Here is a 26,098-nt window from a genome sequence, read left to right as displayed (position 1 = left end):
GGCCCCGGTGGCAGGGGCCGACGATCCGGAGGTAACCGGGCCGGGTGGCTCAGCCTCCGTCGCCGTCCCCGGTCCGGGTGGCGCTGCGTCTGTCGCCGTCGCCGGTCCTGGCGGCGCCGTGTCTGTCGCCGTCCCCGAACCGGGCGGCGCCGCGTCCGCCGTCGCCCCCGGTCCGGGTAGCACTGCCTCCGCCGCCGCCCCCGGTCCGGGCGGCACCGTACCCGCCACCTGCTCCCCGTACGCTCCCTCCAGCAGATCGTCCGCCGGGCACCGCCCCCGCGCCACGTAGCGTTCGGTGAAGCGGGCGACCGCTTCGCTCACCTCGGCCGGAGCGCCCAGCCGGGGCAGTGCCTCCTGCGCGATGGTGAAGCAGGCCAGCGCGGCGGCCCGCAGTTCGGGGTCGGTCAGTGCGCCCCGGGTGGCGTGCCGCCACAGCGGGTTGCGCGGCGCCGGACGGGAGCCGGCCGTCTCGGCGAGGGGTTTGACCACGCGGTACGCGCTCTCGGCGGCCTCCGGGTCGTCGAACAGCGCGGCCGTGACGGCCAGCGGCACGATCCAGCCGCCGTCCCCCGGCTGCGCGTCGATCATGCGCAGCTCCAGGTGCCCGCGCGGCCGTACGGGCGGGAAGAGCGTGGTGACGTGGTAGGCGAGGTCGTCCGCCGTCGGCGGACGCGGCGCACCCGTGCGGACCCAGTCGCGGAACGTCAGCCCCTCGGGGGCGTCCCACGGGCCGTCGTCGCCGCGGACGCACATCACGGGCGCGTCCAGGACGTAACCGGCCCAGGCGGCGCGCGGGTCGGGGCCGTCGGGTGGGGCGAGGGTGCGGGCCGGGTCCATCTGCGACCACACCACCTGGCGGGTGGAGCGGTAGCCGGTCGGGCACCCCTCGCTGACGGGGGAGTTGGCGAAGGCGGCGAGCAGGACCGCGCCCAGCAGGTGGGCCAGCCGCCAGCGGCGGCCGAGCCCGAGCGGGCCCGGCTCCTCATGGCCGGCGTCCAGGCAGACCTGTACGGACGCGGTGCCGCACATCATGGATCTGCCCGCGTGGCCCCAGCGGTCGAAGTACGCCTCCATGGCGTCGTAGCGGGGTTCGGTGAGCACCCGCCGCGGGGGGTGCCAGGGGTTGTGGCCGTGGCCCGCCATACCGAGGCCCATCTCCCGCATCGCGGGGCGGACCAGGGCCAGGTCGGCCGAGACGGCTTCGATGCACGCGGTGAGGGACGTGGCGGGCAGCGAGCTGAGCTCCAGCTGTCCGCCGGGTTCGAAGGTGAGGGCCGACCGCAGGGGGAGGGCACGCAGTGCGGTGGCCGCTTCGCGGTGTCGTACGGGGTCGACGGGACATCGGGGGTTGCGGGCGTCGTGGACGAGCCACTCGATCTCGACACCCAGGCGGCGGGGTGGTCCGGTCTTGAAGCAGATGCCACGCAGGTGGGCCTCCAGCTCCGCCTCCGTGACCGCCGGCCGTGCGGGCATGGGCTCCAACTCCCTCGGATCGGGACGACGGCTGCCGTCCGACGGCGGAATTGCCGCCCTCCACCTAAGCGGGTGCGGGCGGTGCACTCAAGGGCACATTCTCGTCGCCGGGGTGCCGGTGCGCGAGGGCACCGGCCCGGAGCGGTGCGGGACCGGGGCCGGTGCACCCGCGTCTGCCTGGGATTTTCCGGCGGTGACGGGTGATGCGGAGGGTTCGTTTCTTTGTGCGAATTTGGGGAAAGTGGATGCGGAGGACGCCGAGGCGTGCCGGGGACGGGCTGGAGGTGCGCCGGGCGCCGGGTCAGGCTGCCCAGGCCCGCCGTTCCGGGCCGCGTGGGTCGTCGGTGAGGGTCCACTCGGTGTCGATGCGCATCGTGGTCCGGCGTTCGGTGTCGTACGGGGCCCAGCCGGGGTTGCCGGTCGCGGCGAACCGGACCCAGCTCCCGTGCATCCGGTCGGCGAGGTCGGCGAGGTCCGCGGACGGCGCGTCGGGGCCGAGCAGGCCGCCGGGCCCGCGCAGGCCGGGCAGGTCCGTGCGGTCGAAGACGAAGGGGAGCTCCACGGCGTGGGCGGCGCCCAGCGTTCCGTCCAGGGCCCGGGAGCGCCAGGCGAACTCGTACCCGAAGGTGGCGGCCCCCGGGTGGGCGGCATGCGCGGAGGCCAGGGCCCAGCTCCCCGCGCCGAACAGCGCGTCGCCCATGACGGCGGACCGCAGCGCCCCGGCGGACGCCGCGGGACGCGTCGTCCGGTACGTCTCGACGAGCCGCGCCGGGTCCGGGTGCGCGCGGGCCGCCGCCGCGTCGACGTCCGCTGCGGTCGAGCTGGTGTACCGGCCCACCGGAGCCAGATAGAGATTTCCCTCCTCGGTGTTGGTCCCGATGAGCAGGTCCACGCCGGAAGCGGCCCCGGCGGCGACCGACGCGGCCGGCTGGGTGTCCAGGACCAGACTGAACAGGCTGAGGCCGAACAGCGGGTCGTGATGGGTGGCGGTCCGCAGGCAGATGCCCGCGAGCCGGGCAGCGGTCTCGACCAGTCGGGCGTCGTCGAGGTAGGCGAAGGCGTCGGCGTGCGGCTCGACGCCCAGGTCCGCGGCGGCCGCCCGGGTGACTCGGGCGGCCTGCTCGGTGCTGAAGGCCCCCAGGCCGCTGCCGCTCTGGACGATCGCCCGGCGGACGAGGCCGGCGGCCTCCGGGGCGGCGAGCACGCCCCCGACGACGGTGGCCCCGGCGGACTGGCCGAAGAGGGTGACACGGTCGGGGTCACCGCCGAAGGCGGCGATGTTCTCCCGTACCCAGCGCAGCGCGGCGACGACGTCGAGGAGGCCGCGGTTGGCGGGGGCCCCGGGGAGGTCAAGGAAGCCCGCGATGCCGAGCCGGTAGTTCAGCGTGACGAGGACGACGCCGTCGCGGGCGAAGCCGGCGCCGTCGTACAAGGCGGACCGCGTCGATCCGGCGACGAACCCGCCGCCGTGGACGAACACCATGACGGGCAGGCCGCCACTCGCGTCCTGCGGCGTCCGGACGGTGACGGTGAGGTAGTCCTCGCCGCGGCTCCAGCCGGCGCCGAAGTACGGCGTCATGTCCAGGCTGCCCAGGTCGCGTGCGGACTGCGGCGCGTTGGGGCCCGGCGTGGTGGCGTCCCGTACGCCGTCCCAGGGCGCGTGCGGCCGCGGCGGCGCGAACCGGCCGGGGCCCACCGGCGGGGCGGCGTAGGGAATGTCCAGGAAGACGGCACTGCCGTCCTGGCGCAGGCCGCGGACCGCTCCCTGGGCGGTGGTCACGACGGGGGCCGGGTGGTGGTTGTGGCGCACAGGCATGTCTTTCAGGTCGCTTCGGTCGCTTCGGTCGCTGTTCTCCGCAGGTCTCTCCGGACCCGGCAGTTCCTCGGGTTCCTTGGGTTCCTCGGGTTCCTCGGGTTCCTTGGGCACCTCGGATCCCTCCGTGCCCTCCGGGCTCTCAGTCCCGCTCGGCGTACGGCGTGAACGGGGCCCACCCCTTGATGGCGAACGCGCTCCCGTCGCGTACCACCTCCGCGGCGCCGTGCCCGCCCAGGTGCGCGGGGATGACGAGCGCGTGGGTGTCGGCTGCCCGGCCCAGTACCTTGCGCCGGGTGGCGCGGGCGCCCGCGGGGTCCTCGCAGAAGCAGCTGTTGGCGTCCGGTGCGAGGATCTGCGCCGGGCTGTGCAGCAGGTCGCCGACGAACACCGCGCGGTCGGTGCCGGACGCGAGGGTCAGTACGGAGGAGCCGGGGGTGTGCCCGGGGGCCGCGTCCAGACGCAGATTCGTGTCGATACGGTGGCTGTCCTCCCACAGGTGTGTCAGCCCCGCCGCGTGCACCGGAGCCACGCTGTCCTCGAACACGTTCTGATTGCCGCGGCCGAGTACCGGCTGATGGCCGTTGGCCGGATTCCAGAAGTCGAAGTCGTCCTTCGGCATCAGGTACGTGGCATTCGGAAAGGTGGGAACCCAATCCCTGCCGTCCAGGTACGTGTTCCAGCCGACGTGGTCGACATGCAGGTGCGTGTTGATGACGACGTCGACGTCCTCGGGTGCGACACCGGCCCGGGCCAGAGCGGCCAGGAAGCCGGTGTCCAGCCGGCTCCAGACCGGGGAGTACGGGCGTTCCTTGTGGTTGCCCACGCCGGTGTCGACCAGGATCGTCTTTCCTTCGCTGCGCAACAGCCAGGTCTGGATCGCGGAGTTGACGATACGGGTGTCGGGGTCCAGGAAATCCGGGGACACCCAGGAGGAGTTCTTCTCCCACACCTCCTCCGGGACGTCGGGGAAGAACGTGTCCGGCGTCATGTCGACCGGGCCGAAGTATTCCCGGACGCGGGTGACGGTGACGTTTCCGAGTTCGATGGTTTCCGGGTGTGGGTCGATGTGTGTGTCGATGCGTGTGTCGTGGATTGTTTCCGTGCGTGTTTTCATGCGGTGCCTTCGCGAATCCGTGGGTTTTCCCGGAACCGTACGAGCGGACCCGCCGCGTGAGGTATCCGTCAGGTGACTGCACCCACATCCGCACCCGCACCCGCACTCGCACCCGCTCACGCCCATGGGCGCCGGTCGCACCGCTTGTAGCCTGGGTGCGACGAGGCACGACGGCTCCATCCGGGAGCCCGCACTCCTGGAGACGGCGTGGACGAGCATCGAGCGGCCGCCGGCACGGTCGCAGGGTCGGCGCCGATTCCGGAGGACCGCATCGTCGGCCGGGACGCGGAACTCGTCCGCCTCTTCCGTACGGTGGACTCCCGGGCAGGGCATTCCTGGGCGGCGGATCCCGGTACGGCCGATTTCCGTACGGCGGACCCGGCAGCCGCGGCCGGTCCCGTACTGGTCCTCACCGGCGACGCGGGCCTGGGCAAGAGCGCGCTGCTGGACTCCGCGGCACGCCGCGCGGCGGCCCGGGGCGCCCGCGTCCTGCGCGCCTGCGGGAGCGAGTCGGAGGCGGATCTCGCCTTCTCGGCGCTGCACCAACTGCTGCGGCCGGTACGGGCCGAGGCGGACGCGCTGCCGCCGAGGCAGCGCGCGGCGCTGCACGACGCCTTCGGTACCGGGCAGGACGCCGCGTCCCCCGACCCCCTGCTGACCGGGCTCGCCGTCCTGGGCCTGCTGTCGGCGCTGGGCGAGCGGGGCCCCGTACTCGCCGTACTGGACGATGCCCAGTGGTGCGACCGCGCCTCCCTGGACGCCTTGGCGTTCGCCGCGCGACGGCTGGCGGACGAACCGGTCACGGTGCTGGTCGGCGCCCGCACCGGCGACTGCCTGCCGGGCTTCGACCGCCACGTGCCCGTGCTCACCCTCGGCCCGCTCGACGACGTGGCGGCGCACCGCCTGCTGGACCTTCAGCCGCAGCGTCCCACCGGACGGACCAGGACCCGCATCCTCGACCAGGCCGCCGGCAACCCCCTGGCACTGGCCGAACTGGCGCGGGCCGCCGCCGTCATGGAGACCGGAGCCGCCGGGGAACCGCCGTCCGCCGGTCCGCTCCCGCTCACCGACCGCCTGGAACGGCTCTTCGCCGCCCGCCTGCACGGCCTCCCGGCCCGTACGACGCGGGCGCTGCTGCTCCTGGCCGCCATGGACACCGCCGACCACGCCGCCGTACCGGCCGGGCTGCCGCACGCCGAGGACGACGCCTGGCTGCCCGCCGAGCAGGCCGGGCTCATCCGCCGTACGGGCCGGGACACCCGCTTCCGCCATCCGCTGGTCCGGTCCGCCGTCTATCATGCCGCGCCCTTCGACGCGCGGCGCGAGGCCCACCGCACGCTCGCCGGGATGCTGCCGGACGCACCGGACCGGCGCGCCTGGCACCTCGCCGCCTCCTCCGGACGCCCGGACGCGGCCGTGTCGGCCGAGCTGGAGCGGACCGCGGACCGGGCCCGCCGCCGGGGCGGCCACGCGGCAGCGGCCAAAGCGTTGCAGCGTGCCGCGGAGCTGGCCCCGCGGCGCGCGGACGGCGCTCGGCTGCTGGTCGAAGCCGCCGGCGCGGCCGTGTTCACCGGGGATCTCGCCTGGGTCGAGGAACTGGCCGCCGCGACACGCGCCCGTACCGACGATCCGGCGCTGCTGGCCTCCGTCGCGGCACACGCCGGCCGGCTGGCGACGCTGACCGTACGCCACAGCGTGGTCTTCTCCCGCCTGGCCGGCGCCGCCGAGGAACTGGCGGCCGGGCAGCCCGCCGTGGCGCTGGACCTCCTGGCCGGGGCCGCCGTGGTCCGCTTCTACTCGGGGGAGGAGTGCCGGCGGCGCCGTATCGAGGACATACTGCGGCGCATTCCCGAGCAGGCGTCACAAGACTGGCTGCGTGCCTGGGTGCAGGCCGTGTCGGACCCTGACGGCGGGCGGCCGCAGCTTCTCCGTTCCCTCTCGGCGTCGATGGCCGAGGCGGAACACCGGCCCGGTCGGCTCACCGCTCTCGCGGTCATGGCCTGGCTCCTGGACGAGACCCCGCAGGCAGCGCGCGCCTTCGACGCGGCCTTCGACCGCTGGGAGTCGCGCGGCCCGCTGCCTGCGGGCCTGGGTGGCGCCGCCGCCTGGACCTACGTGGAACTGGGCAGGTGGGGGCGGGCCCGCGAGGCCTGCGCACGCATGACGGCGGTCGGCGCCATGGCGGGCCTCGACCACGCCGTGGCGTGCGCGGCAGCGGTGGACGCCGTCGTACTGGCCCACCAGGGCGACGCGGCAGCAGCCCGCGCCCGCGCCGACGACGCGCTCGCCCTGATCGACCCGTTGGAGAGCCGCTCCGTCACCGTCTACGCCCGTCGCGCACTCGGCGCCGCAGCAGCCGCGGAAGGGGCGTACGACACCGCGTACGACCACCTCCGCGCGGCCTTCACGGCGGACGGCGCGCCGCTCCACTACCACGCGTCCTGCCCGGCCCTCGCGGACCTGGCCGCAGCGGGCGTGCGCAGCGGCCGACGCGCGGAGGCCACCGTGGTCGTCGAGCGCTGTGCGCGCACACTCGGGGAGCACGCCTCATCCCGGCTGCGCGCGCTGCTCAGCCGGGCCCGTGCTCTGCTGGCGGCGCCCGAGGACGCCGAGCCGCACTTCCGGGCGGCCCTGGCGGATCCGGTGCTCGCCCACTGGCCTTTCGAGCGTGCCCAGGCCCTGTTGGACTTCGCCGAATGGCTGCGGCGCCGACGGCGTATCGCCGAGGCGCGGCCGCTGCTCGTCGAGGCACTGGAGACGTTCCGGCGCCTGGGAGCACGTCCGTGGATCGACCGCGCCCGGACCGAATCGCGTGCCGCCGGGCTCGATGTCACGGCACCGGCCCCTGACGCGCTCGCCGAACTGTCCCCGCAACAACAACAGATCGTCGGACTGGCGGCCCGCGGACTGACCAACCGTGAAATCGGCGAAAAGCTCTTCCTCTCCCCGCGCACGGTCGGCTCGCACCTCTACCGCAGCTTCCCCAAGCTGGGCATCACCGCACGCTCCCAGTTGCGCGACCTTGTCGAGGGGGCGCGCACGGGGCCGGCTGACGTCGGCGGCCGGTGAGCGTGCCGCCGTCAGCCGGTCAGCCGGTCAGCCGGTCAGCCGTTCAGCCGTTCAGCCCGGCGGTCGGTCCTCCGGTCGGCCAGTCCGCCGGTCCGCCCGAGCGCGCGGCACCGGCACGCTGATCGCGGCTCACGTACGCTGCTTCCGGCCGCCGCGAGCAGGGGTTCCGGCGGCCTCGCGGGCACCGCCGTACGCATGGGCGGTGGCCGGGCGCCGCACGGGACGAGGGGACGCGATGACGAGTACGAAGAGCGGCGGCCGCGGCAAGGCCGCGAGGCCCCTGGCGGTCTTCGACCTGGACGGAACGCTCGCCGACACCGGGAACCGCCAGCACTTCCTGGAGCGCCGGCCGCGCGACTGGAAGGGCTTCTTCGCCGCGGCCCCGGACGACCCGCCGCTCGCCGCGGGTGTGGAACTGGCCCGGCAGAGCGCCGAGGAGTGCGAGGTCGTCTATCTGACGGGCCGCCCCGAGCGCTGCCGCCGGGACACCCTGGCCTGGCTCGGACAGCACGGGCTGCCCGAGGGGCGGCTGTACATGCGCCCGAACGAGGACCGGCGTCCCGCCCGGTACACCAAGCTGGAACTCCTGCGCCGCCTGGCGGCAGGCCGCGAGGTACGCCGAGTCGTGGACGACGACGAGCTGGTCTGCGACGCCTGCGAGCAGGCCGGCTACCCGGTCGTACGGGCCCGCTGGGCCGTGCCCTCCACCGACCTGAAGGACGCGCAGGAACGTGAGGGGCGTACCTGACCTCCGCGCCGCACCCGCCGCCGGTGATGGTGACCGTGCGTGATCTACTGTCGGCCGTACCACCGATCGACGCGACACCGAGGCCATGACCGACCACTGCTGCGACCTCATGCGGAACCAGGCGGATGCCGTCTGCGACCGGCACGACGACCCTTTCGCCTGCCCGGACGCCCTGATCCGCTTCAGTGCCAAGTTCCGCGAGTACGGCCTGATCATCCATGACGGCGGTACGTCGAGCATCACCATCACGTTCTGTCCCTGGTGCGGACGGCGGCTCCCCGAGTCGCAGCGGGACCGGTGGTTCGACGAGCTGGAACGCCGGGGGATCGTCCCGTGGGAGGACGAGGTCCCCGCGGAGTTCGAGGACGAACGCTGGCTGGCCTCGCCTCTCCAGGAATAGCGCCACCGCACGGCACGACGCCGCACCGGCCCGCACCACCACCCCTTCACCTCTCACCTCGCACCCCTGCACCTGGCCCGACATGCTTGCGATGGCGGTAACCCCCTGAGAGGGTGAGCCGCGCCGGCTGGTGGTGGTGCGCCCGCGCCCGGCCGAGGTACGGCGGCCGCGCCCGGCGACGGTTCCAACGGCTCGGAAGGGAACGGACGGTGGACGGTACGACCACAGGCGTGGCCCAGGTGGACGGCGTAAGGCTGCACTACACCCGGGCGGGCTCCGGCCCGCTGGTGGTTCTGCTGCACGGCTGGCCGCAGACCTCCCGGTGCTGGTGGCCGGTCCTCGGCGAACTGGCCAGGGACTACACCGTCGTCGCGCCCGACCTGCGCGGTTACGGCCGCAGTGACAAGCCGACGACCGGCTACGACAAGCGGCGGATGGCCGCCGACATGGCGGGTCTCGTCGAGTCGCTGGGGTTCGAGCGGGCCGCCGTCGTCGGGCACGACCGGGGTGCCAGGGTGGCCCACCGCTGGGCCCTGGACCGGCCCGAACAGGTGGCGCGGATCGCGCTGCTGGACATCGTGCCGACGCGGGAGATGGTGCGCCGCACGGACGCCACGGTCGCCGCCGGATACTGGCACTGGTTCTTCCACCTCCAGCCCGACCTGCCGGAGCGGCTGGCCGGTGCGGATGTCCGCGGCTATCTGGAGTACTTCTTCGAGCGGTGGACCCACAACCGGCACGCGCTGACCGACGAGGCCGTGGACGCGTACGTGGCGGCGTTCTCCCGCCCCGGCGCGCTGCGCGCGGGCTTCGACGACTACCGGGCCCTGGAGACGGACACCGCCCTGGACGACGCGGACTTCGCCGAGGGGCGGCTGCTGACCGTCCCGGTCCTGGCCCTGTGGGGAGCGGCCGGCCTGCCCGCGCGGCTGCCGACGCTGGACATCTGGCGGGACCATTGCGCGCAGCCGGAGCTGGTGACCGGCGCGGAGATCGCCGAATGCGGTCACTTCATCGCGGAGGAGGCCCCGGAAGCGCTGCTCGCGCATCTGCGTACCTTCCTGCCGAAGACCGCCTGACGGCCGCGGTCCGCCCGACGTCCCGTCAGGGGCGCGGCGGCGGGCCGCCCGTGGTACGGGCGCCGCGGCTTGCGCCGGCGTGCGTCGCCCGGGCGGCCGGACGTCGGCACAGAAAACGGACGATCCCCCTCCACAACTTGTCACAGGCACGAAGACGCTATTGGATCAGGGGCACCGACTGCGTACTATGCGCCATAGTTGATCAATCAAAGACCGACATGTCTGTTTCCCTATCCGGCCGAATGTGCCGTGACGCTGCTGAGAGGTGGTCAGGCGTGGGACCCGAGCTGACCGTTCCGCCGACCTACTCGCCCATCCCGCCCGCCGTCCACCCCCGGCACGTGGAGATCGAGGCCCGGACGACTGCCTGGGCGAATCGTTTCTCCATAGGGTCGGACGAACTGCGCGGACGGCTGGTCACCCACGGGATCGGCGGCTTCTCGGCCCGCATCCTGCCGGACGGCCGCGAGGAGGTCGTCTCCCTCCTCGCCGACTTCGTCCTGTGGCTCTTCGGCGTCGACGACGGCTACTGCGAGGAGAGCGATCTCGGCCACGATCCGGGCGCGCTCACCGGCGTACTGCACCGGCTGCTGCGCGTCGCGCAGAATCCCGAGGCCCCTGTCCTGCCGGGCGACAGCCTCGCCGAGGGCCTGCGCGACCTGCGGCACCGCGTCGCCCGCCACGGCACGGTGGGCCAGGCCGCGCGCTGGATCGACGCCCTGCGCGAATACTTCTTCTCCGTGGTGTGGGAGGCGTCCTACCGGCGCTCGGGCGCCGTGCCGAGCCTGCCCGACTACACCCTGATGCGGCTGTACGACGGGGCGACCTCGGTCGTCCTGCCCATGCTGGAGATGGGGCACGGCTACGAACTCCAGCCGCACGAGCGCGATCACAGGTCCGTGCGGGCCGCAGCAGAGATGGCCTCCTTCATCATCACCTGGGACAACGACATCTTCTCCCACCACAAGGAGAGCCGGGGGCCGGGCTACTACCTCAACGTGCTGCGCGTCCTCCAGAACGAGTACGGCATATCCCAGGAGGAGGCCCTGACCACGGCGATAGCCCAGCGGGACCGCGTGATGACGCTGTTCATGCGCCTGAGTGCGCACCTACAGCAGCAGGCCAGCCCGCAGTTGCGCCAGTACCTGCACAATCTGGGCACGTTCATCCGCGGGTCCCAGGACTGGGGCATCACCTCCCTGCGCTACACCACCCCGGACGACCCGGCCCGGCTGCCTTCGACGTTGCGCTCCACCCCCACCGACGACAGCCGTGCGCCGCTGGACATCCCGGTCATCTCCTGGTGGTGGGGTCTGGTCCCGGCCACCCCCGCTCAGGCGCGTGGCGCGGCGGACGACGGCGCACGCGCGCACGCGTGGGCGGCGCAGCCCACCGGCTGACCGCGGTCCTGGCGGGGGCGCCCCGCCGTCCGGCCCTCGCCCGGCGGGTCACTCCGCCGGGTCGTCCGGGCGGTCACCGAGCCGGTTACGGCTGGTCAGCGACCGCTGGAGACGGGTGAGCGCGCTGCTCGGCGACCGCTTGCGCAGGGCGGCGCGCGCCGCGTTGGCGCCGGGCGCGCCGTGCACACCACCGCCCGGATGCGCCCCGGCGGACGCCAGGAAGAGGCCCTTGACCGGGGTCTCCGGCCGCCCGGTACCCGGCACCGGGCGGAAGACGAGCTGCTGGTGCATGGCGGTCGTGCCCCCGTTGATGGCCCCTCCGTGCAGATTGGCGTCGAGCGCCTGCAACGTGGGCGGTGCAAGGATGCGGCGGGCCCGGATACGGGAGCGGAAGCCCGGCGCGTACCGCTCCACCTGCTCCTCCAGCCGGTCCGCCATCGCTTCCTGCTCGCCGCGGCTCCAGGAGCCGGTGATCCCGGCGTCCCCGGCGTCCGCACGGACGTCGTGCGGTACGTGGGTGTACGCCCACGCCGACTCGGTCCCGGCCGGTGACCGGGTGGCGTCGGCGGTGGTCATCTGCCCGAAGAGGGCGAACGGCCGGTCGGGGACCCGGCCCGCCGCGAGCTGCGCGGCGAACCGCGTCAGCTCGTCCACCCCCTCGGCCAGGTGCACGGTGCCCGCGCTCGCCGCTTCCCGGCAGGTCCACGGCACCGCGCCGTCCAGCGCCCAGTCGACCTTGAACGTCGCGAAGTCCCACTGGAAGCGGCGCAGGTCCGCCATCAGCCGCGTGGGCAGGTGCCGGCTGTCGACCAGCTCGCCGTAGAGGGACGGTACGGACACGTCGGCCAGTACGGCCCGGCCGGCGGACACCGATTCGCCGCCCGCGGTGCGTACCGCCACGGCGCGGCCCGCCCGCACGACGACCTCGGTCACACGCTCGCCGCAGCGCAGCACACCGCCGCGCGCCTCCAGCCGCCGTACCAGAGCCTCCGTCAGCGCGCCCGCGCCGCCGACCGGCACGGGAAAGCCGTACGACTGCCCGAGCATGGACATCAGCCAGCCGAAGCCCCCGCTGCCCGCGGCCTCCGGCGCCAGGTCGGCGTGCAGCGCGTTGCCCGCGAGCAGCAGCCGGCCGCCCTCACCGCCGAACTCCTCCTCGCCCAGCCGCCGTACGGGCAGCACCATCGTGCGGGCCAGCCGCAGGCCGCCCGCGCTGCGCAGCCGGGCGGCGAGCCGGGCCGTGGCCCGTACCGGCGGGAACGGCGTGAACAACGCCCCCAGGACGTCCGGCCCCACCCGGTCCCAGATCTCGCAGAGCCGCCGCCAGGCGTCGCCGTCGCCGGCGGCGAAGCGGTCCAGCCCGTCGGCGGTGGCCGGCCGCCGCCGTTCCAGCACCGCGCACCGGCCGTCGGCCAGCGGATGTGCGAGGACGCTGGGCGCGTGGCTCCACCGCAGCCCGTGCTCGTCGAGGCGGAGCGCGTCGAGCACCGGGGAGGCGGCGGCCAGCGGATAGAAGGAGCTGCACAGGTCGCTGACGAAGTCGGGGTGGACGCCGCGGTCGCTGCGGACCGCGCCGCCCGCTTCGGGCTGCGTCTCCAGGACCTCCACGCTCCAGCCCGCGTCGACCAGCAGGTTGGCGGCCACCAGCCCGTTCGGGCCGGCGCCGATCACCACCGCGTCGGGCATCTCAGAACGCCCCGCTCGGCTGCTGCCGGGGCCTGCCGCCCTCCACGACCTTGGCCAGTCTGCCGAGCATGCTGCGGTGCCGGATCTGGAGCAGGGCGTCCAGCACGGCGTTGTGCAGCAGCCCGCCGGGCCCGCGCAGCGGGTGTTCGTCCATGATGATGAGGCTGTGCTCGCCCCATGGGCGGATCTCGGCGGCGATCCGTGCGCTGCCCAGGGCACCGCTCTCGATCTCCAGCTCCAGTTCCCTGGGCGGCTCGACACGCCGGACGACGGTCCGGCCGCTCAGCGACCACGGACCCACGCGCACGCTGTACGCGATCGAGGACCCCAGCTCCGGCCAGTCGCCCTCGGCCGGTTCCGACCGGTAGGGACCGACCACCCACTCCTGGTACCGGGCGCCGTCGGCGAGCACCGCCCACACCGCGGCAGGCGGACTCTTGATCAGCTGATGTCTTACCGCCATGCGGTCTCCAACGTCAGGGGGAGCCGGTCGCCAGCATAGGCGGGTCCGGCTGTCCCGGCATTCGGGACCACGACCGTGTGCCCGTGACGGGCCGTACGACACCAGCCGGGCGGGTTTCGTGCCGGGCGTCGGCGGCGACCCGGCGTCACGTTGCGGAAGCCCGGTCCCGGGTACCCCCCCTCTGACCCGTCACCCCGACCGGTACCGCCCGCAGCCCGTGGAGGCCCGACCATGAGCCACGACCTTCCCCTGCGCGGACGCACCGCCGTGATCACCGGCGCCGCACGCGGCCTGGGCGCGCACATGGCGCGTTCACTCGTACGGCGGGGAGCCGACGTGGCCCTGCTCGGGCTGGAGGAGGACGCGTTGGAGCGGGTCGCGGCCGGCTTGCCGGGTCACGCCGAACACTGGCCGGTGGACGTCACCGACGAGGACGCCATGGACCGCGCCGCCGCCCTCGTGGAGCGCCGCTTCGGCCCGCCCTCCGTCGTCGTCGCCAACGCGGGGGTGGTGGCGGGCGGCCCCTTCCTCGACACCGACCCGGCCGTCTGGCGCCGCGTCGTCGAGGTCAACCTGATCGGCAGCGCGGTGACCGCACGTGCCTTCCTGCCCGCCCTCCTGCGCACCCGTGGCTACTTCCTCCAGGTCGCCTCCCTCGCGGCCATCGGCCCGGCGCCGATGCTGTCCGCCTACTGCGCCTCCAAGTCCGGGGTGGAGACGTTCGCGCAGGTCCTGCGCGCCGAGCTGGCCCATCGTGGGGTGGGGGTCGGTACCGCGTACCTCAGCTGGGCGGACACCGAGATGGTCCGGGACGCCGACCGCCGGACGGCGATGCGGGAGCTGCGCGCCCACCTGCCGTGGCCCGCGTCGAAGACCTACGACGCCGGTCCGGTGGCCGACCGTATGGTCCGCGGCATCGAACGGCGGGCCGCAGCGGTCTACGCACAGCCGTGGCTGCGGGCGGGCCAGGCGGTGCGCGCCGTCCTGCCGGGGATCGTGGCCGAGGGCTCGCGCCGCGCCTTCCTGCGCCTGGCGGGCCGCGCCGACCTCACGGCGACCGGTCTGCTCGGAGCGGGCGGCCGGGCGGCTGAGGCGTCCGGCGACACGCGCTGCTGACCGTGCGGAGTACGGGGGAGGGCACGGCCGTTCGGCGCAACCGGCGCGGCGGGCCCGCCGCACCCGGGACAAGCTCGGGGCATGGACCAAGCATCGGCTCCCCGGGCGCGGCTCGGGCTCGTCTTCCTGCTGACGGCAGCCGGGGTCGCTGCCGCCCTGACCCCCGGCGCCGCGGCCCAGGACCGTACGGACACCCGGGTGCCCGCCGCCGCGGAGCCCGCCCGTACGGCCTCCGCCTGGCTGCCCTACTGGGGCGACACCAAGGCCGCCTACCGCGACGCCCTCCAGCACGCCGCGCAACTGCACACCGTCAGCCCCTTCTGGTACCGGGCCACCTCCGCCACCACCATCAAGAGCCAGCACGGCGCGGGCGACAAACAGGTCATCGCGGGCCTGCACAAGGCCGGGATCAAGGTGGTGCCGACCGTCAACGAGTCCATGGACGCCACCGCCATGGCCGCGCTGCTGCACGACCGGTCCCGCCGCCACGCGCACATCGCGGCACTGCTGCGGCTGGTGGCCTCCCGCGCGTACGACGGCGTCGACCTCGACTACGAGACGATGGCGACCACCGGCAGCGCCCGGATGCGCGAGCGGGTGCGCACCGGGTACGCGCTGTTCGCCGACGAGCTGTGCGCCCGGCTGCACGCCAGGGGCAAGAGCTGCGTCATCACCGTCATGGCCCGCACCGGCACCTCCGGCAAGGCGTACGACTACGCACGCCTCGGCAAGGCCGCCGACCGCGTCCGGATCATGGGCTACGACCTGCACTGGGCCGGGGGCTCCCCGGGCCCGCTGTCCTCGCTCGCCTGGTACGAGGAGTTCCTGCGGTACGCCACCCGCACCGTGCCGCGGGACAAGCTCGAAGTGGCCTTCCCCGGGTACGGCTGGGACTGGACCCAGGGCGCCAAGGCCCGCGCCAAGCACCTGACCTGGAAGGAGGCGGAGGCGCTGCGCCGCCGCAAGGGTGCCGCCTACCGCTTCGACGCGAAGTCCGGCACGCCCCACTTCACGTACAAGGCGGGCCGGGCCGTGCACCACGTCTGGTACCAGGACGCACGCGGGGTCGCCGCGCACCTGCCGCTGCTGAAGAAGTACGGCGTACGCAACACCGGGCTGTGGGCGCTCGGGTTCGAGGACCCGCGGTTCTGGCAGGCGCTGGGCGGCGAGTAGCCGCAGCACCGCCCCGGACGGACTGCCGGCCCGCACGGTGAACATCAGCAGACTCTGCCCGGAGGCGTCCGGCGTGTGCAGCATCCGGAAGTCCAGCTCCATGGCGCCCACCAGCGGGTGGTGGAAACTCTCCACTCCGAAGCCGCAGCAGTAGACCGCGTGCCGCGAACGGAGCGTGCCGCACTCGGTGCTCTTCATGGACAGCTCACCGATCAGCTCCGCCAGTTGCGGGTCGTCCGGATGCTGCCCGGCCGCCATGCGCAGCGCGGCGACGGCCCGCCGGGTCTCCGCCTCGCGGTCCGGATACAGCTCGCGGGTGTGCGGGTCCAGGAACAGCAGCCGCTGGGTGTCGGGCCGGTCCAGCGGCCGTCCGGGGCTGTCGAAGTCCAGGTGGCCGGGGACCAGTGCGTGTCCCGCGGGGTCCCACGCCGGAGCCTCGAAGCGCCGGCCGAGCACCACGGCCGGCGCCTCGCCGAGCGCGGCGAGCAGTTGGCGCGTGCCGGAGCGCGCCCTGTCGGGCCGTACGGCCGGGCGCCGTAGGAGACCAGGCCGACGTCCTCCGGCTGGAGGCGGGTGCGGCGGGTCCGGAGGAGGTGCCCAACTCGGCGGTGGTGTCCATGACGGCCAGTGTTCGTCCACCGGGCGGCGCGGTGCCTGACCCTGGCGGTACCGGGCTCCGGGCGCTGCCGGTCGGGGACTTCGGCCTTGCCGATACCGGGCTCCGGACACGGCCGGTCGCGGGCCGCGGCGACCTGGGTACCGGGCTTCGGGCGCCGCCGGGCCGTGGACTTCGGCGCCCCGGTGGCCAGGCTGCCCGCGATCGGCTGTTCCCTCCGGGATACCGACCGCTTAGTATGCCGAGGGTCGCGGGCCCGGCAGGTTCCGGCACCCCGCGCTCCCCGCGTACCCGAGGTCTGTGGAGGCACCTGTGAAGGCATGGCGCGTACACGAGAACGGCGAGCCTCGCGAGGTGATGCGGCTGGAAGAAGTGCCGGACCCGCAGCCCGGGCCGGGACAACTGCTGCTGCGGGTGCGGGCGGCCGACGTCAACTTCCCCGACGCGCTGCTGTGCCGCGGCCAGTACCAGGTACGTCCGCCGCTGCCCTTCACGCCGGGCGTGGAGATCTGCGGCGAGGTGCTCGCCGCGGGCGAGGGCGCGTCCGCCGAGGTGGGCGCCCGGGTCCTGGCCCAGCCCCCGCTGCCGGGCGGTGGCTTCGCCGAACTGGCCCTCGCGGACGCGGCGTCGGTGCGTCCCGCGCCCGACGCCCTGGACGACGCGGAGGCGGCCGCACTGCACATCGGCTACCAGACCGGCTGGTTCGGTCTGCACCGCCGGGCCCGCCTCCAGCCCGGCGAGACGCTGCTCGTGCACGCCGCGGCGGGCGGGGTCGGCAGCGCCGCCGTCCAGCTCGGCAAGGCCGCGGGGGCCCGGGTCATCGGGGTGGTGGGCGGCTCCGACAAGGCGGCCGTCGCCCGCGAACTGGGCTGTGACGTGGTGCTGGACCGCCGCACCGACGACCTCGTGGCCGCCGTCAAGGAGGCGACCGGCGGCCGGGGCGCCGACGTGGTCTACGACCCGGTGGGCGGCGACGCGTACGCCAAGTCCGTCAAGTGCGTCGCCTTCGAAGGCCGGATCGTGGTCGTCGGCTTCGCCAGCGGCACCGTACCGGCCCCCGGCCTCAACCACGCCCTGGTGAAGAACTACACGATCCTCGGCCTGCACTGGGGCCTGTACAACACCAAGGACCCGGCCGCGGTCGACGCCTGCCACGAGGAGCTGGCCAAGCTGGCCGCGCAGGGCGTCATCAAGCCGCTGATCGGCGGCCGGGTGCCGCTGTCCGGCGCGGCCGAGGCGGTCCAGCGCGTCTTCGACGGCACCACCACCGGCCGCCTCGTCGTGGTCCCCGGTCTGGAGGACGCGCGATGACCGAGGTGATCACCGAGGCCGGGAGCCCCGACGCCGACGGACTGCGCCGCCGCACCGCCGACCTGCTCGCCGCCCACCCGCCCGCCACCACCGACCCGCTCGACTTCCTGCGCGCCCGCTTCGACGCCGGGCTGGCCTGGGTCCACTTCCCCCGGGGCCTCGGCGGACTCGACGCGCCGCGCGCGCTCCAGGCCGTCGTGGACGCCGAACTGGAGGCGGCCGGCGCGCCGGACAACAACCCCCGCCGTATCGGCATCGGCCTGGGCATGGCCGCCCCCACCATCCTCCGCTTCGGCACGGACGAGCAGCAGAAGCGCTTCCTGCGGCCGCTGTGGACCGGCGAAGAGGTGTGGTGCCAGCTGTTCAGCGAGCCCGGTGCCGGCTCCGACCTGGCCGCGCTCGCCACCCGCGCCGTACGGGACGGCGACCACTGGACGGTGGACGGCCAGAAGGTCTGGACGTCCGGCGCCCACCAGGCCCGCTGGGCGATCCTCATCGCCCGTACGGACCCGGAGCTGCCCAAGCACCGCGGCATCACCTACTTCGTGTGCGACATGACCGACCCCGGCGTCGAGGTGCGGCCGCTGCGGCAGATCACCGGCGAGGCCGAGTTCAACGAGGTCTTCCTGACGGGCGTACGGATTCCCGACGCGCACCGCCTCGGCGCGGTGGGGGAGGGCTGGAAGGTCGCCCAGACCACGCTGATGAACGAACGGGTGGCGATCGGCGGCGCCCGGCTGCCGCGCGAGGGCGGCATGATCGGCGTCGCCGCGCAGGCGTGGCGCGAGCGCCCCGGGGCCCGCACCCACGACCTCCACCAGCGGCTGCTGCGCCACTGGGTGGACGCCGAGGTCGCCCGCCTCACGGGCGAGCGGCTGCGTCAGCAGCTCGCGAAGGGGCAGCCGGGGCCGGAAGGCAGCGGCATGAAGCTGGCGTTCGCCCGGCTGGCCCAGCAGATCAGCGGCTGGGAGGTGGAGTTCCTGGCCGAGGACGGGCTGGCGTACGACGACTGGACGCTGCGCCGCCCCGAGGGCGTGGACTTCACCGGACGCGACGCCGGCTACCGCTACCTGCGCGCCAAGGGCAACTCCATCGAGGGCGGCACCTCCGAGGTGCTGCTGAACATCGTCGCCGAACGCGTCCTGGGGCTGCCGCCCGAGCCGCGCACCGACAAGGACGTCGCCTGGAAGGACCTCCCCCGATGACCGCTCCGAACCAGGCCCAGGCCGCCCCCGCCGCACCGGCCCCCGCGCAGCCCGACGCCGTCCCCGACCTCCTCTACTCGGAGCCCGAGGACGACCTGCGGGCCGCCGTCCGCTCGCTGCTGACCGACCGCGGCGGCCCGGCCGCCGTCCTGGCCGGCCTGGAGAGCGGCCGGACGCACGACACCGGACTGTGGCGCTCACTGGCCGCCGACATGGGCACGGCCGGACTGCTGGTCCCGGAGAAGCTCGGCGGGCAGGGCGCGAGCACCCGCGAGGCCGCCGTGGTCCTGGAGGAACTGGGCCGCTCGGTGGCGCCGGTTCCGTACCTGACCAGCGCGGTACTGGCCGTGACGGCGCTGCTCGGCTGCGAGACGGACCGCCCGGAAGTGGCCGGGCCGCTCGCCGCGCTCGCCGAAGGGCGCAGCGTCGGCGTGCTCGCCGTACCTCTGCCGACGGCCCCGGGCGCCCTGCCGGAACCGGCCGTACGGGCCGACGCCGACGGCGCGCTGAGCGGCGAGGTGACCGGCGTCGCGGACGCCGCCGCCGCGGACGTGCTGCTCGTGCCGGCCGACGGCCCGTACGGATACGCGCTGTACGCCGTCGGCACGACGGCCGACGGGGTACGGACCACGCCCGGCACACCGCTCGACCTGACCCGCACCCCGGCCAGGGTCACCCTCGACCGCGCCGCCGGACGGCTGCTGGCCGGGCAGGACACGGCCCGCGCGGCGGTGACCGGGGCCCTGCTCGCGGGCGCGGGGCTGCTCGCCTCCGAACAGCTCGGCATCGCCGAATGGTGCCTGGCCGAAACCGTGCGGCACACCGGCCGACGCACCCAGTTCGGACGCCCGGTCGGTTCGTTCCAGGCGCTCAAGCACCGGATGGCCGCGCTCTGGCTGGAGGTCGCCTCGGCCCGGGCGGCGGCCCGCAACGCCGCCGACGCGCTGGCCACCGGCAGCCCGGACGCGCGGGTGGCGGTCGCGGTCGCGCAGGCGTACTGCGCGCCCGTAGCGGTGCGCGCGGCCGAGGAGTGCATCCAGTTGCACGGCGGCATCGGCATGACCTGGGAGCACCCCGCGCACCTGTTCCTCAAGCGCGCCAAGGCCGACGAGATCGCCCTGGGCACCCCGGGCCGACACCGCGAAGCGCTGGCGGAACTGGTGGAGCTCCCGGCTCCGTAGCGGCTCCCGGGCTCGCGCTCCGGCCGCGGAGCGCCCCGCCCCGGGAGCCGGCGCCCCGGCCACCGGGCGGGCGATCCCCTACCCGATGAGACTCAAGGGCCCGCTGACGTCACTCTCCTTGCCGTCCTGGGTCGTCACCTCGATCGTGTAGGAGGTGTCCGGCGGGACGGTGGGCAGGGTGGCCAGGGCCTCGCCGGCCTTCTTGGTGCCCGCCTTGGGCGCGACCAGTGAGAGCCGGTCGTGTCCGCCGGACGGCGTGCGGGCGCTCAGCCAGACGTCCACCTCCTTCCCGGTGGTGTTCGACCACTGGACGAGGAGGCCGCCCGCCACCTTCGCGCTGGAGCCGGCGGCCGGTGTCGTGACCTTCAGGGCCGGGCCGGCGGCGGACGGGGCGGCGGCCGGTCCGACCGCGAGGGCGGCCGCCGCCGCGGTGGTGGCGGCTCCGACGGCTATGCCCTTGGCCTTCGCCGTACGCATGATGACCTCCGTGTCGTCGGGGGCGGTCGGGCGAAGCTTCCCCGCGCGGTGAGATCATCACCGGTGCCGGGGCGACGGCCACCTCACCGGGGGCCCTTGAGCGGCCGAGGCGTCGCGGCTGTACGACACTGTGTCCACACGGCGGTACCGCGCCCGGTGTCCGCGCGGGCAGCACGACTCCGCCCGTTACGCAACCGTTATGTCTAAAAAGTGCAGTTCGGGTAGCGTCGTACCCATGAAGATCGCAACCCGTCGCCGCACGGCCTCCGGGGCGGCGCTCCGCCGGTACCCGCAGGCCGGCCCGGCGTCCCTGCTGGCCGCCGTCCTCCTGGCGGTGCTCACCGCCGTGGCACCCGGCGCGCGGGCCGCCGGAGGGCTCGACGAGGCGGCGGACGCCCTGAAGAAGGGCCCGGTGTACGTGGACCCGCGGGCGTCCGGCGAGCTGTCGTCCGCCGACGCGGACGCCCTCGCCAAGAAGATCAAGGACTCCGGGAAGCCGGTCTTCGTGGCGGTGCTGCCCAAGGCCGCCGAGTACCGGCCCGAGACCCTTCTGCGGGACCTGCGGACCAAGACCGGTGTCAGCGGCGTCTACGCCGTCGAACTCGGTGACCGGTTCAACGCCGCCGCCGACCGGCGGGTGATGTCGGTCAATTCCGTACGCAACCTCGTCGGCGCCGTCCAGCGCTCCGGCTACGGCACCACCAAGGAACGCCTGAACAGCTTCGTGGACACCGCGACCCAGCAGGCGTCCGGCCACGAGCCGGCCTCCTGGGGCGGCGACGGCGCCGGTGTCAGCACCGGCGCGCTCGTCGGCCTGGGCGCGCTGGTGGCCGTCGGCGGTGGCGGTGCCTACGCGCTGCACCGCCGCAACAAGAAGCGGCGGGCCGAGGAGGAGCGGGCCGCGCTGGAACAGCTCCGCGTCGTGGTGGACGAGGACATCACCGCCTTCGGCGAGGAGCTGGACCGGCTCGACTTCAACCCCGGCGAGCCCGGTGCCGACGACGCGATGCGTGCCGACTACAGCCACGCGCTGGACGCGTACGAGAACGCCAAGACGGCGATGGCCCGCGCCGAGCGCCCCGGCGACGTCGAGCCGGTCACCAAGGCCCTGGAGGACGGCCGGTTCGCGCTGGCCACCCTGGCCGCGCGGCGCGAGGGCAAGCCGCTGCCCGAACGCCGGGTGCCGTGCTTCTTCGACCCGCGGCACGGGCCGTCCGTCGCGGACGCGGAGTGGGCGCCGAACGGCGCGGCGCCCCGCACGGTCCCGGTCTGCGCCGCCGACCAGGCGCGCCTGGCGGACGGGCAGGAGCCGATGGCCCGCACGGTGCAGACCGAGTACGGGCAGCGTCCTTACTGGGACGCGGGCCCGGCCTACGGCCCCTGGGCGGGCGGCTACTTCGGCGGCGGCATGCTGCCGGGCCTCCTCGTGGGCACCATGCTCGGCAGCGTCATGATGGGCCCGTCCGCCTACGCCTCCGACTTCGGCGGCGGCCAGCAGGGAGCCGAGGGCGGCGACGTCTCCGGCGCGGACTTCAACCCGGACGACTTCTCCGGCGGTTTCGGCGGCGGCGGTGACTTCGGCGGTTTCGGTGGCGGCGACAGCGGCGGTGGCTTCGGCGGCGGCGACTGGTGACACGCGCCGCCCGGCCGGTGACGACCGGGCCTACCGGCTGACCGGCGCCGCCCGGACCCGCTTCGCGCCCAGGAACCGCGTGTAGCGGGCCCGCCGGGCGAAGTCCGCGTACGTCCACACGGCGGGCCGTCCGGCCTCCTTGCAGAGGTGCAGCACCTGGCCGGGCTCCAGGTGCACGCCGACGTGTGCCCCGTACCCGGCGGGCCGTCCCGGCGCCTCCCCGGCGTCGAAGAGCACCAGGTCCAGCGGTCCCGGCGGATCGGCCCGTACGGTCGCCGCGGTGTCCACCCACAGTTCGGCGGACCGCAGCGGCGGCACCTCACGTCCGAAGTGGCGCAGCACGGCATAGGCGTAGAGCTGGCAGTTGGCGCCCGCCGTCACGTCGTACGGGTGGCGGCCCGGCGGCGGGGGAGCGCCGGGGTGCCGGGCGCCGTCGTAGGGGACGTCCCGCAGGCCGGCGGGCAGGCGGTGAAGCGGATCGGCGGGCATCCGCCCATGATGACGGTCCCCGCGAGCGGGGGTGGCGGAGCTTCCGTTTCTCTCATGCTGTTTAATTGCCTGCACTTTGCAACAACATACGGTCTTCAGTAGGGAGTGGGCATGAGGTCCCGGTCGATACGCTCAGCGACCGCCGCGGCACTGGCGGGAACGGTGGCGCTCACGGCGGCGGCCTGCTCGACGCCCACCAGCGGCAAGGGCGGCGCGTCCGGTGCCCAGGACTCCGCCGTGGTCGGCATCGCCTACGAACCGGAGTCGCTGAGCCCGCTGCTGGGGTACGGCAAGGACGGCAACTCCAAGATCTTCGACGGGCTGCTCACCCACGACGCGGACATGAAGCTCCGGCCCGCGCTGGCCGCGAAGCTGCCCGAGGTCTCCGACGACGGCAGGACGTACACGTACACCCTGCGCGACGGCGTGACCTTCAGCGACGGCAAGCCCTTCACCGCCGACGACGTGGTCTTCACCTACGAGACCATCCTCGACGCGAAGACCAACAACGCCTCCAAGGCCGAACTGGACGCCCTGGAGAAGGTCGAGAAGAAGGACGCCCGCACCGTCGTCTTCCACCTCAAGTACCCCTACGCGCCGTTCGCCGAGCGCACCGTCCTGCCGATCGCCCCGCAGCACGTCGCGGGCAAGCAGGACATCAACCACGGCTCCTTCACCACCGCGCCGATCGGCACCGGCCCCTACATCCTCACCAAGTGGTCCAAGGGTGAGAAGCTCACCTTCAAGGCCAACCCGCACTACTGGGGCGGCGCCCCCAAGGTGAAGAACTTCACCATGGCGATCATCAAGGACGACGACGTGCGCGCCACCCGGCTGCGCTCCGGCGACCTCGACGGCGCGATCCTGCCGCCCAACCTCGCCGCCACCTTCACGTCCGACAAGGACAAGAAGTCGCTGGCCGCCAAGACGTTCGACTACCGCACCGTCACCCTGCCCACCGCCAACGAGGTCACCGGCGACAAGGCCGTCCGCCGGGCCCTGGACATCGCGGTGGAACGCAAGGCCATGGTCGACGGCATCCTCGACGGCGCCGGCAAGCCCGCCTACGGGCCCGTACCGACCGACAGCCCCTGGTTCGCCAAGGGCACCGAGCGCGCCCACGACCTGAAGAAGGCCGAGCGGATCCTCGACGACGCCGGCTGGCAGAAGGGCGAGAACGGCATCCGCGCCAAGGACGGCCGGCCCGCCTCCTTCAAGCTCTGGTACCTGGCCGGCGACAAGCTCCGCCAGGAGCACGCGCTCGCCTTCGCCTCCGACGCCAAGAAGGCCGGCATCGAGGTGAAGGTCGAGTCCGGCCCCTGGGAAGCGATCATGCCGAACATGAAGACCGACGCGGTCCTCGCGGGCGGCGGCAGCCCCGCCGACCCGGACTTCGACCAGTACCTGCTGCTGCACTCCTCGCTCGCCGGCGACGGCTTCAACAACATGTCGCGCTACGACAACCCCAAGGTCGACAAAGCCCTGGTGGACGCCCGCCGCACCGACGACAAGGCCGCGCGCAAGGCCGGCTACGACGCCGTGCAGCGCGAACTCGTCGACGACCCGGCGTACGTCTTCCTCACCCACATCGACCACCTCTACGTCCTCAAGGACCGGTGGAAGGACCTCACCACCCAGGTCGAGCCGCACGACCACGGCCTGGCCTCCGGCCCGTGGTGGAACGTGGAGGACTGGCAGCCCGCCACGTGAACCGCCTCGCACAACTGCCCTGGGCCCCCATGGCGCGGATGACGGGACGGCGCACCCTGTTCGCCGTACCCGTCCTCCTCGCCGTCACCCTCGGCGTGTTCGCCGTCGCGGCCGCCGCGCCCTTCGACCCGGTCAGGGCGTACGCGGGCACCGCCGGGCTCACCGCCTCCCAGGCGAACCTCGACCAGATCCGGCACAACCTGGGCGTCGACCAGCCGCTGTTGGGCCGCTGGTGGCACTGGCTGACCGGCGCGCTCACCGGCGACCTCGGCGACTCGGCGACGCTGCGCGCACCCGTCTCGCAGGTCATCGGCGAGCGCATCGGCTGGTCGGTGCTGCTGTGCGCCCTGGCGTTCGTGATCGCCATCGTCCTGGGGACGCTGCTGGGTGTCCTGGCGGCCCGGCGGCCCGGTTCGATGCTCGACCGCGCCGTCACCTCCGCCGCGTACACCCTGGAGGCCGCCCCGCCGTTCTGGCTCGGGCTGCTGGCCGTCTGGCTGTTCGCGCTCAAGCTCGGTGTGCTGCCGGCCGGCGGGCTGACCGACACCGGCAGTGAGATCGCCACGGCCGGGCAGGTCGCGCGCCACGTCGTGCTTCCGGCGCTGGTCCTCGCCGTCTCCCAGCTCCCGTGGTTCGTGCTGTACGTACGGCAGGGGGTCGGCGACGCACTGGAGGAGGACCCGGTGCGCGGCGCACGGGCCCGCGGTCTGAGCGAGCGCACCGTCCTGTTCCAGCACGCCCTGCGCTCCGGGCTGCTGCCGGTCCTCACCCTGGTCGGCTCCCGCGTGCCGGAATTGATCACCGGGGCGCTGCTCGTGGAGTCCGTCTTCAGCTGGCCGGGCATCGCCGCCGCCACCGTGGACGCGGCGACGAGCGTGGACTTCCCGCTGCTGGCCGCGCTGACGGTGCTGGCCACGATCGCCGTGCTGATCGGCAACCTGCTCTCCGACCTGATGTACGGACTCGCCGATCCGAGGGTGGGCTTCGATGGCTGAGACGGTGAACGCACCCGGCGAAACGGCCCGCACGGCCGGAACGTCCGCCACCCGCTGGCACCAGCGCTCCGCGCGGCCCGGCGGCCACGGCGGCCGCACCCGTACCCGGACCCTGCGCGTCCGCACCTCCGCCGTCCTGGTGGCGGCCGTCCTCCTGGCCGTGATCGTCGTACCCCTCCTGATCCCCCTGGACCAGCAGGCCGTCGACCTCGCCGCCAAACTCCGGCCACCCTCCCCCGCCCACCCCTTCGGCACCGACGAGGTGGGCCGCGACCTGCTGCTGCGCTGTGTGTACGGGTTGCGCGTCTCGCTGCTCGTCGGTGTGGTCGCGGCGCTCGTCGCCACCGTCATCGGCACCGCGGTCGGCGCGCTGGCCGGAGCGCTCGGCGGCTGGGCGGACCGCGGCGTGATGCGCGTCGTGGACCTGTTCTCCTCCGTGCCGCACCTGCTGCTGGGCATCTTCATCGTGGCGATGTTCCGGCCCGGCGTCTGGCCCGTGATCATCTCGGTGGCGCTGACCCACTGGCTGTCCACCGCCCGGATCGTCCGGGCCGAGGTGCTCTCCCTGCGCTCCCGCCCGTACATCGACGCGGCCGTCTCCGGCGGCGCCTCCCGCCTGCGGGTCGCCGTCCGTCACCTGCTGCCGGGCGTACTGCCGCAAGCCGGGCTCGCCGCCGTCCTGATGGTCCCGCACGCCATCTGGCACGAGTCGGCGCTGTCCTTCCTGGGGCTCGGGCTGCCCGCCCACGAGGCGAGCCTCGGCAACATGGTCAACAGCGCGCGCAGCTCGCTGCTCGCGGGTGACTGGTGGCCGACCCTCTTCCCCGGCCTGTTCATCATCGTCCCCACGCTCGCCGTCGCGGGCCTGGCCGGCGTCTGGCGCGAACGCATCAACCCGCGCCGCCGATCGGAGCTGATGCTGTGACCGAGCCGTCCGAATCCGC

20 protein-coding genes and 2 pseudogenes are annotated in these 26,098 nt (G+C 74.1%); 14 read left to right on the top strand and 8 right to left on the bottom strand.

Annotated elements, in window-relative coordinates; genetic code table 11:
* Window positions 1-246 precede the first annotated feature (246 nt).
* From egtA to AB0A97_RS11675, 3 genes and pseudogenes are all read right to left on the bottom strand, one after another.
* A pseudogene (egtA, locus tag AB0A97_RS11685) lies at window positions 247-1,473 on the bottom strand (ergothioneine biosynthesis glutamate--cysteine ligase EgtA); the annotation flags it as partial.
* Window positions 1,474-1,774: 301 nt separating this feature from the next.
* Window positions 1,775-3,289, bottom strand: coding sequence for a carboxylesterase family protein (locus AB0A97_RS11680; protein WP_361147884.1), 1,515 nt, complete (start codon window positions 3,287-3,289; stop codon window positions 1,775-1,777).
* Window positions 3,290-3,428: 139 nt separating this feature from the next.
* Complete coding sequence (locus AB0A97_RS11675) at window positions 3,429-4,403, bottom strand: MBL fold metallo-hydrolase (RefSeq protein WP_361147883.1); 975 nt, start codon at window positions 4,401-4,403, stop codon at window positions 3,429-3,431.
* Window positions 4,404-4,610: 207 nt separating this feature from the next.
* On the opposite strand from AB0A97_RS11675, the gene AB0A97_RS11670 reads away from it, so the two are divergent.
* The 5 genes from AB0A97_RS11670 (at window position 4,611) to AB0A97_RS11650 (ending at window position 11,099) form a co-directional block, all read left to right on the top strand.
* Window positions 4,611-7,472, top strand: coding sequence for an AAA family ATPase (locus AB0A97_RS11670; protein ID WP_361147881.1), 2,862 nt, complete (start codon window positions 4,611-4,613; stop codon window positions 7,470-7,472).
* Window positions 7,473-7,707: 235 nt separating this feature from the next.
* A complete protein-coding gene (locus AB0A97_RS11665) occupies window positions 7,708-8,220 on the top strand; it encodes a hypothetical protein (protein WP_361147879.1) in 513 nt (170 codons plus the stop codon).
* An 85-nt stretch (window positions 8,221-8,305) separates the two neighbouring features.
* Window positions 8,306-8,620 carry a hypothetical protein gene (locus tag AB0A97_RS11660; RefSeq protein WP_361147878.1) on the top strand — a complete coding sequence of 105 codons (315 nt, stop codon included), beginning with the start codon at window positions 8,306-8,308 and terminating at the stop codon, window positions 8,618-8,620.
* A 209-nt stretch (window positions 8,621-8,829) separates the two neighbouring features.
* On the top strand, window positions 8,830-9,699 hold the full coding sequence (locus AB0A97_RS11655; protein WP_361147876.1) for an alpha/beta hydrolase: 870 nt from the start codon (window positions 8,830-8,832) through the stop codon (window positions 9,697-9,699).
* 275 nt (window positions 9,700-9,974) lie between these two features.
* Entirely contained in the window at window positions 9,975-11,099 is a 1,125-nt protein-coding gene (locus tag AB0A97_RS11650; RefSeq protein ID WP_361147874.1) for a selina-4(15),7(11)-diene synthase, read from the top strand.
* Between the two features lie 48 nt (window positions 11,100-11,147).
* Here the strand turns inward: AB0A97_RS11650 and AB0A97_RS11645 are convergent, their stop codons facing one another.
* Window positions 11,148-12,785: an NAD(P)/FAD-dependent oxidoreductase gene (locus AB0A97_RS11645; protein ID WP_361147872.1), complete on the bottom strand. Its 1,638-nt coding sequence runs from the start codon at window positions 12,783-12,785 to the stop codon at window positions 11,148-11,150.
* Window position 12,786: 1 nt separating this feature from the next.
* Window positions 12,787-13,248 carry an SRPBCC family protein gene (locus AB0A97_RS11640; protein WP_361147871.1) on the bottom strand — a complete coding sequence of 154 codons (462 nt, stop codon included), beginning with the start codon at window positions 13,246-13,248 and terminating at the stop codon, window positions 12,787-12,789.
* Window positions 13,249-13,479: 231 nt separating this feature from the next.
* Here AB0A97_RS11640 and AB0A97_RS11635 point away from each other — a divergent pair, with 231 nt between their 5' ends.
* Both AB0A97_RS11635 and AB0A97_RS11630 read left to right on the top strand, forming a co-directional pair.
* Window positions 13,480-14,364 (top strand): SDR family oxidoreductase, encoded by an 885-nt coding sequence (locus AB0A97_RS11635; protein ID WP_361147869.1) that lies wholly within the window; start codon window positions 13,480-13,482, stop codon window positions 14,362-14,364.
* Between the two features lie 81 nt (window positions 14,365-14,445).
* Window positions 14,446-15,537 (top strand): glycosyl hydrolase family 18 protein, encoded by a 1,092-nt coding sequence (locus AB0A97_RS11630; protein WP_361147867.1) that lies wholly within the window; start codon window positions 14,446-14,448, stop codon window positions 15,535-15,537.
* A gap of 54 nt (window positions 15,538-15,591) precedes the next feature.
* Here the strand turns inward: AB0A97_RS11630 and AB0A97_RS11625 are convergent.
* A pseudogene (locus tag AB0A97_RS11625) lies at window positions 15,592-15,993 on the bottom strand (transcriptional regulator); the annotation flags it as partial.
* A gap of 472 nt (window positions 15,994-16,465) precedes the next feature.
* On the opposite strand from AB0A97_RS11625, the gene AB0A97_RS11620 reads away from it, so the two are divergent.
* The 3 genes from AB0A97_RS11620 to AB0A97_RS11610 are packed head-to-tail and all read left to right on the top strand — an operon-like array spanning window position 16,466 to window position 19,850.
* Entirely contained in the window at window positions 16,466-17,464 is a 999-nt protein-coding gene (locus tag AB0A97_RS11620; RefSeq protein WP_361147865.1) for an NADPH:quinone oxidoreductase family protein, read from the top strand.
* Window positions 17,461-18,669 (top strand): acyl-CoA dehydrogenase family protein, encoded by a 1,209-nt coding sequence (locus tag AB0A97_RS11615; protein ID WP_361147863.1) that lies wholly within the window; start codon window positions 17,461-17,463, stop codon window positions 18,667-18,669. The genes AB0A97_RS11620 and AB0A97_RS11615 overlap by 4 nt, the downstream gene beginning before the upstream one ends.
* The gene (locus tag AB0A97_RS11610) at window positions 18,666-19,850 is read left to right on the top strand and encodes an acyl-CoA dehydrogenase family protein (RefSeq protein WP_361147861.1); all 1,185 of its coding nucleotides are present in this window, start codon (window positions 18,666-18,668) and stop codon (window positions 19,848-19,850) included. Before AB0A97_RS11615 ends, AB0A97_RS11610 begins: the two co-directional genes overlap by 4 nt.
* A gap of 78 nt (window positions 19,851-19,928) precedes the next feature.
* Here the strand turns inward: AB0A97_RS11610 and AB0A97_RS11605 are convergent, their stop codons facing one another.
* Window positions 19,929-20,327: a hypothetical protein gene (locus AB0A97_RS11605; protein ID WP_361147859.1), complete on the bottom strand. Its 399-nt coding sequence runs from the start codon at window positions 20,325-20,327 to the stop codon at window positions 19,929-19,931.
* 235 nt (window positions 20,328-20,562) lie between these two features.
* On the opposite strand from AB0A97_RS11605, the gene AB0A97_RS11600 reads away from it, so the two are divergent.
* A complete protein-coding gene (locus tag AB0A97_RS11600) occupies window positions 20,563-21,960 on the top strand; it encodes a hypothetical protein (RefSeq protein WP_361147857.1) in 1,398 nt (465 codons plus the stop codon).
* 30 nt (window positions 21,961-21,990) lie between these two features.
* On the opposite strand, the gene AB0A97_RS11595 is transcribed toward AB0A97_RS11600, so the two are convergent.
* On the bottom strand, window positions 21,991-22,449 hold the full coding sequence (locus AB0A97_RS11595) for a cell wall hydrolase (RefSeq protein WP_361147855.1): 459 nt from the start codon (window positions 22,447-22,449) through the stop codon (window positions 21,991-21,993).
* A 111-nt stretch (window positions 22,450-22,560) separates the two neighbouring features.
* Here AB0A97_RS11595 and AB0A97_RS11590 point away from each other — a divergent pair, with 111 nt between their 5' ends.
* The 3 genes from AB0A97_RS11590 to AB0A97_RS11580 are packed head-to-tail and all read left to right on the top strand — an operon-like array spanning window position 22,561 to window position 26,079.
* Window positions 22,561-24,159, top strand: a complete 1,599-nt coding sequence (locus AB0A97_RS11590) for an ABC transporter substrate-binding protein (protein ID WP_361147853.1) — start codon at window positions 22,561-22,563, stop codon at window positions 24,157-24,159.
* A gap of 29 nt (window positions 24,160-24,188) precedes the next feature.
* Complete coding sequence (locus tag AB0A97_RS11585) at window positions 24,189-25,154, top strand: ABC transporter permease (protein ID WP_361148770.1); 966 nt, start codon at window positions 24,189-24,191, stop codon at window positions 25,152-25,154.
* Complete coding sequence (locus AB0A97_RS11580; RefSeq protein WP_361147851.1) at window positions 25,147-26,079, top strand: ABC transporter permease; 933 nt, start codon at window positions 25,147-25,149, stop codon at window positions 26,077-26,079. Before AB0A97_RS11585 ends, AB0A97_RS11580 begins: the two co-directional genes overlap by 8 nt.
* Window positions 26,080-26,098 lie beyond the last annotated feature (19 nt).

This window comes from Streptomyces sp. NPDC045470 (genome assembly GCF_040646595.1).
Taxonomy (GTDB): Bacteria; Actinomycetota; Actinomycetes; order Streptomycetales; family Streptomycetaceae; genus Streptomyces.
Note: the sequence above shows the minus strand (reverse complement) of the source record. Positions and strands in the feature narration are given on the sequence as shown.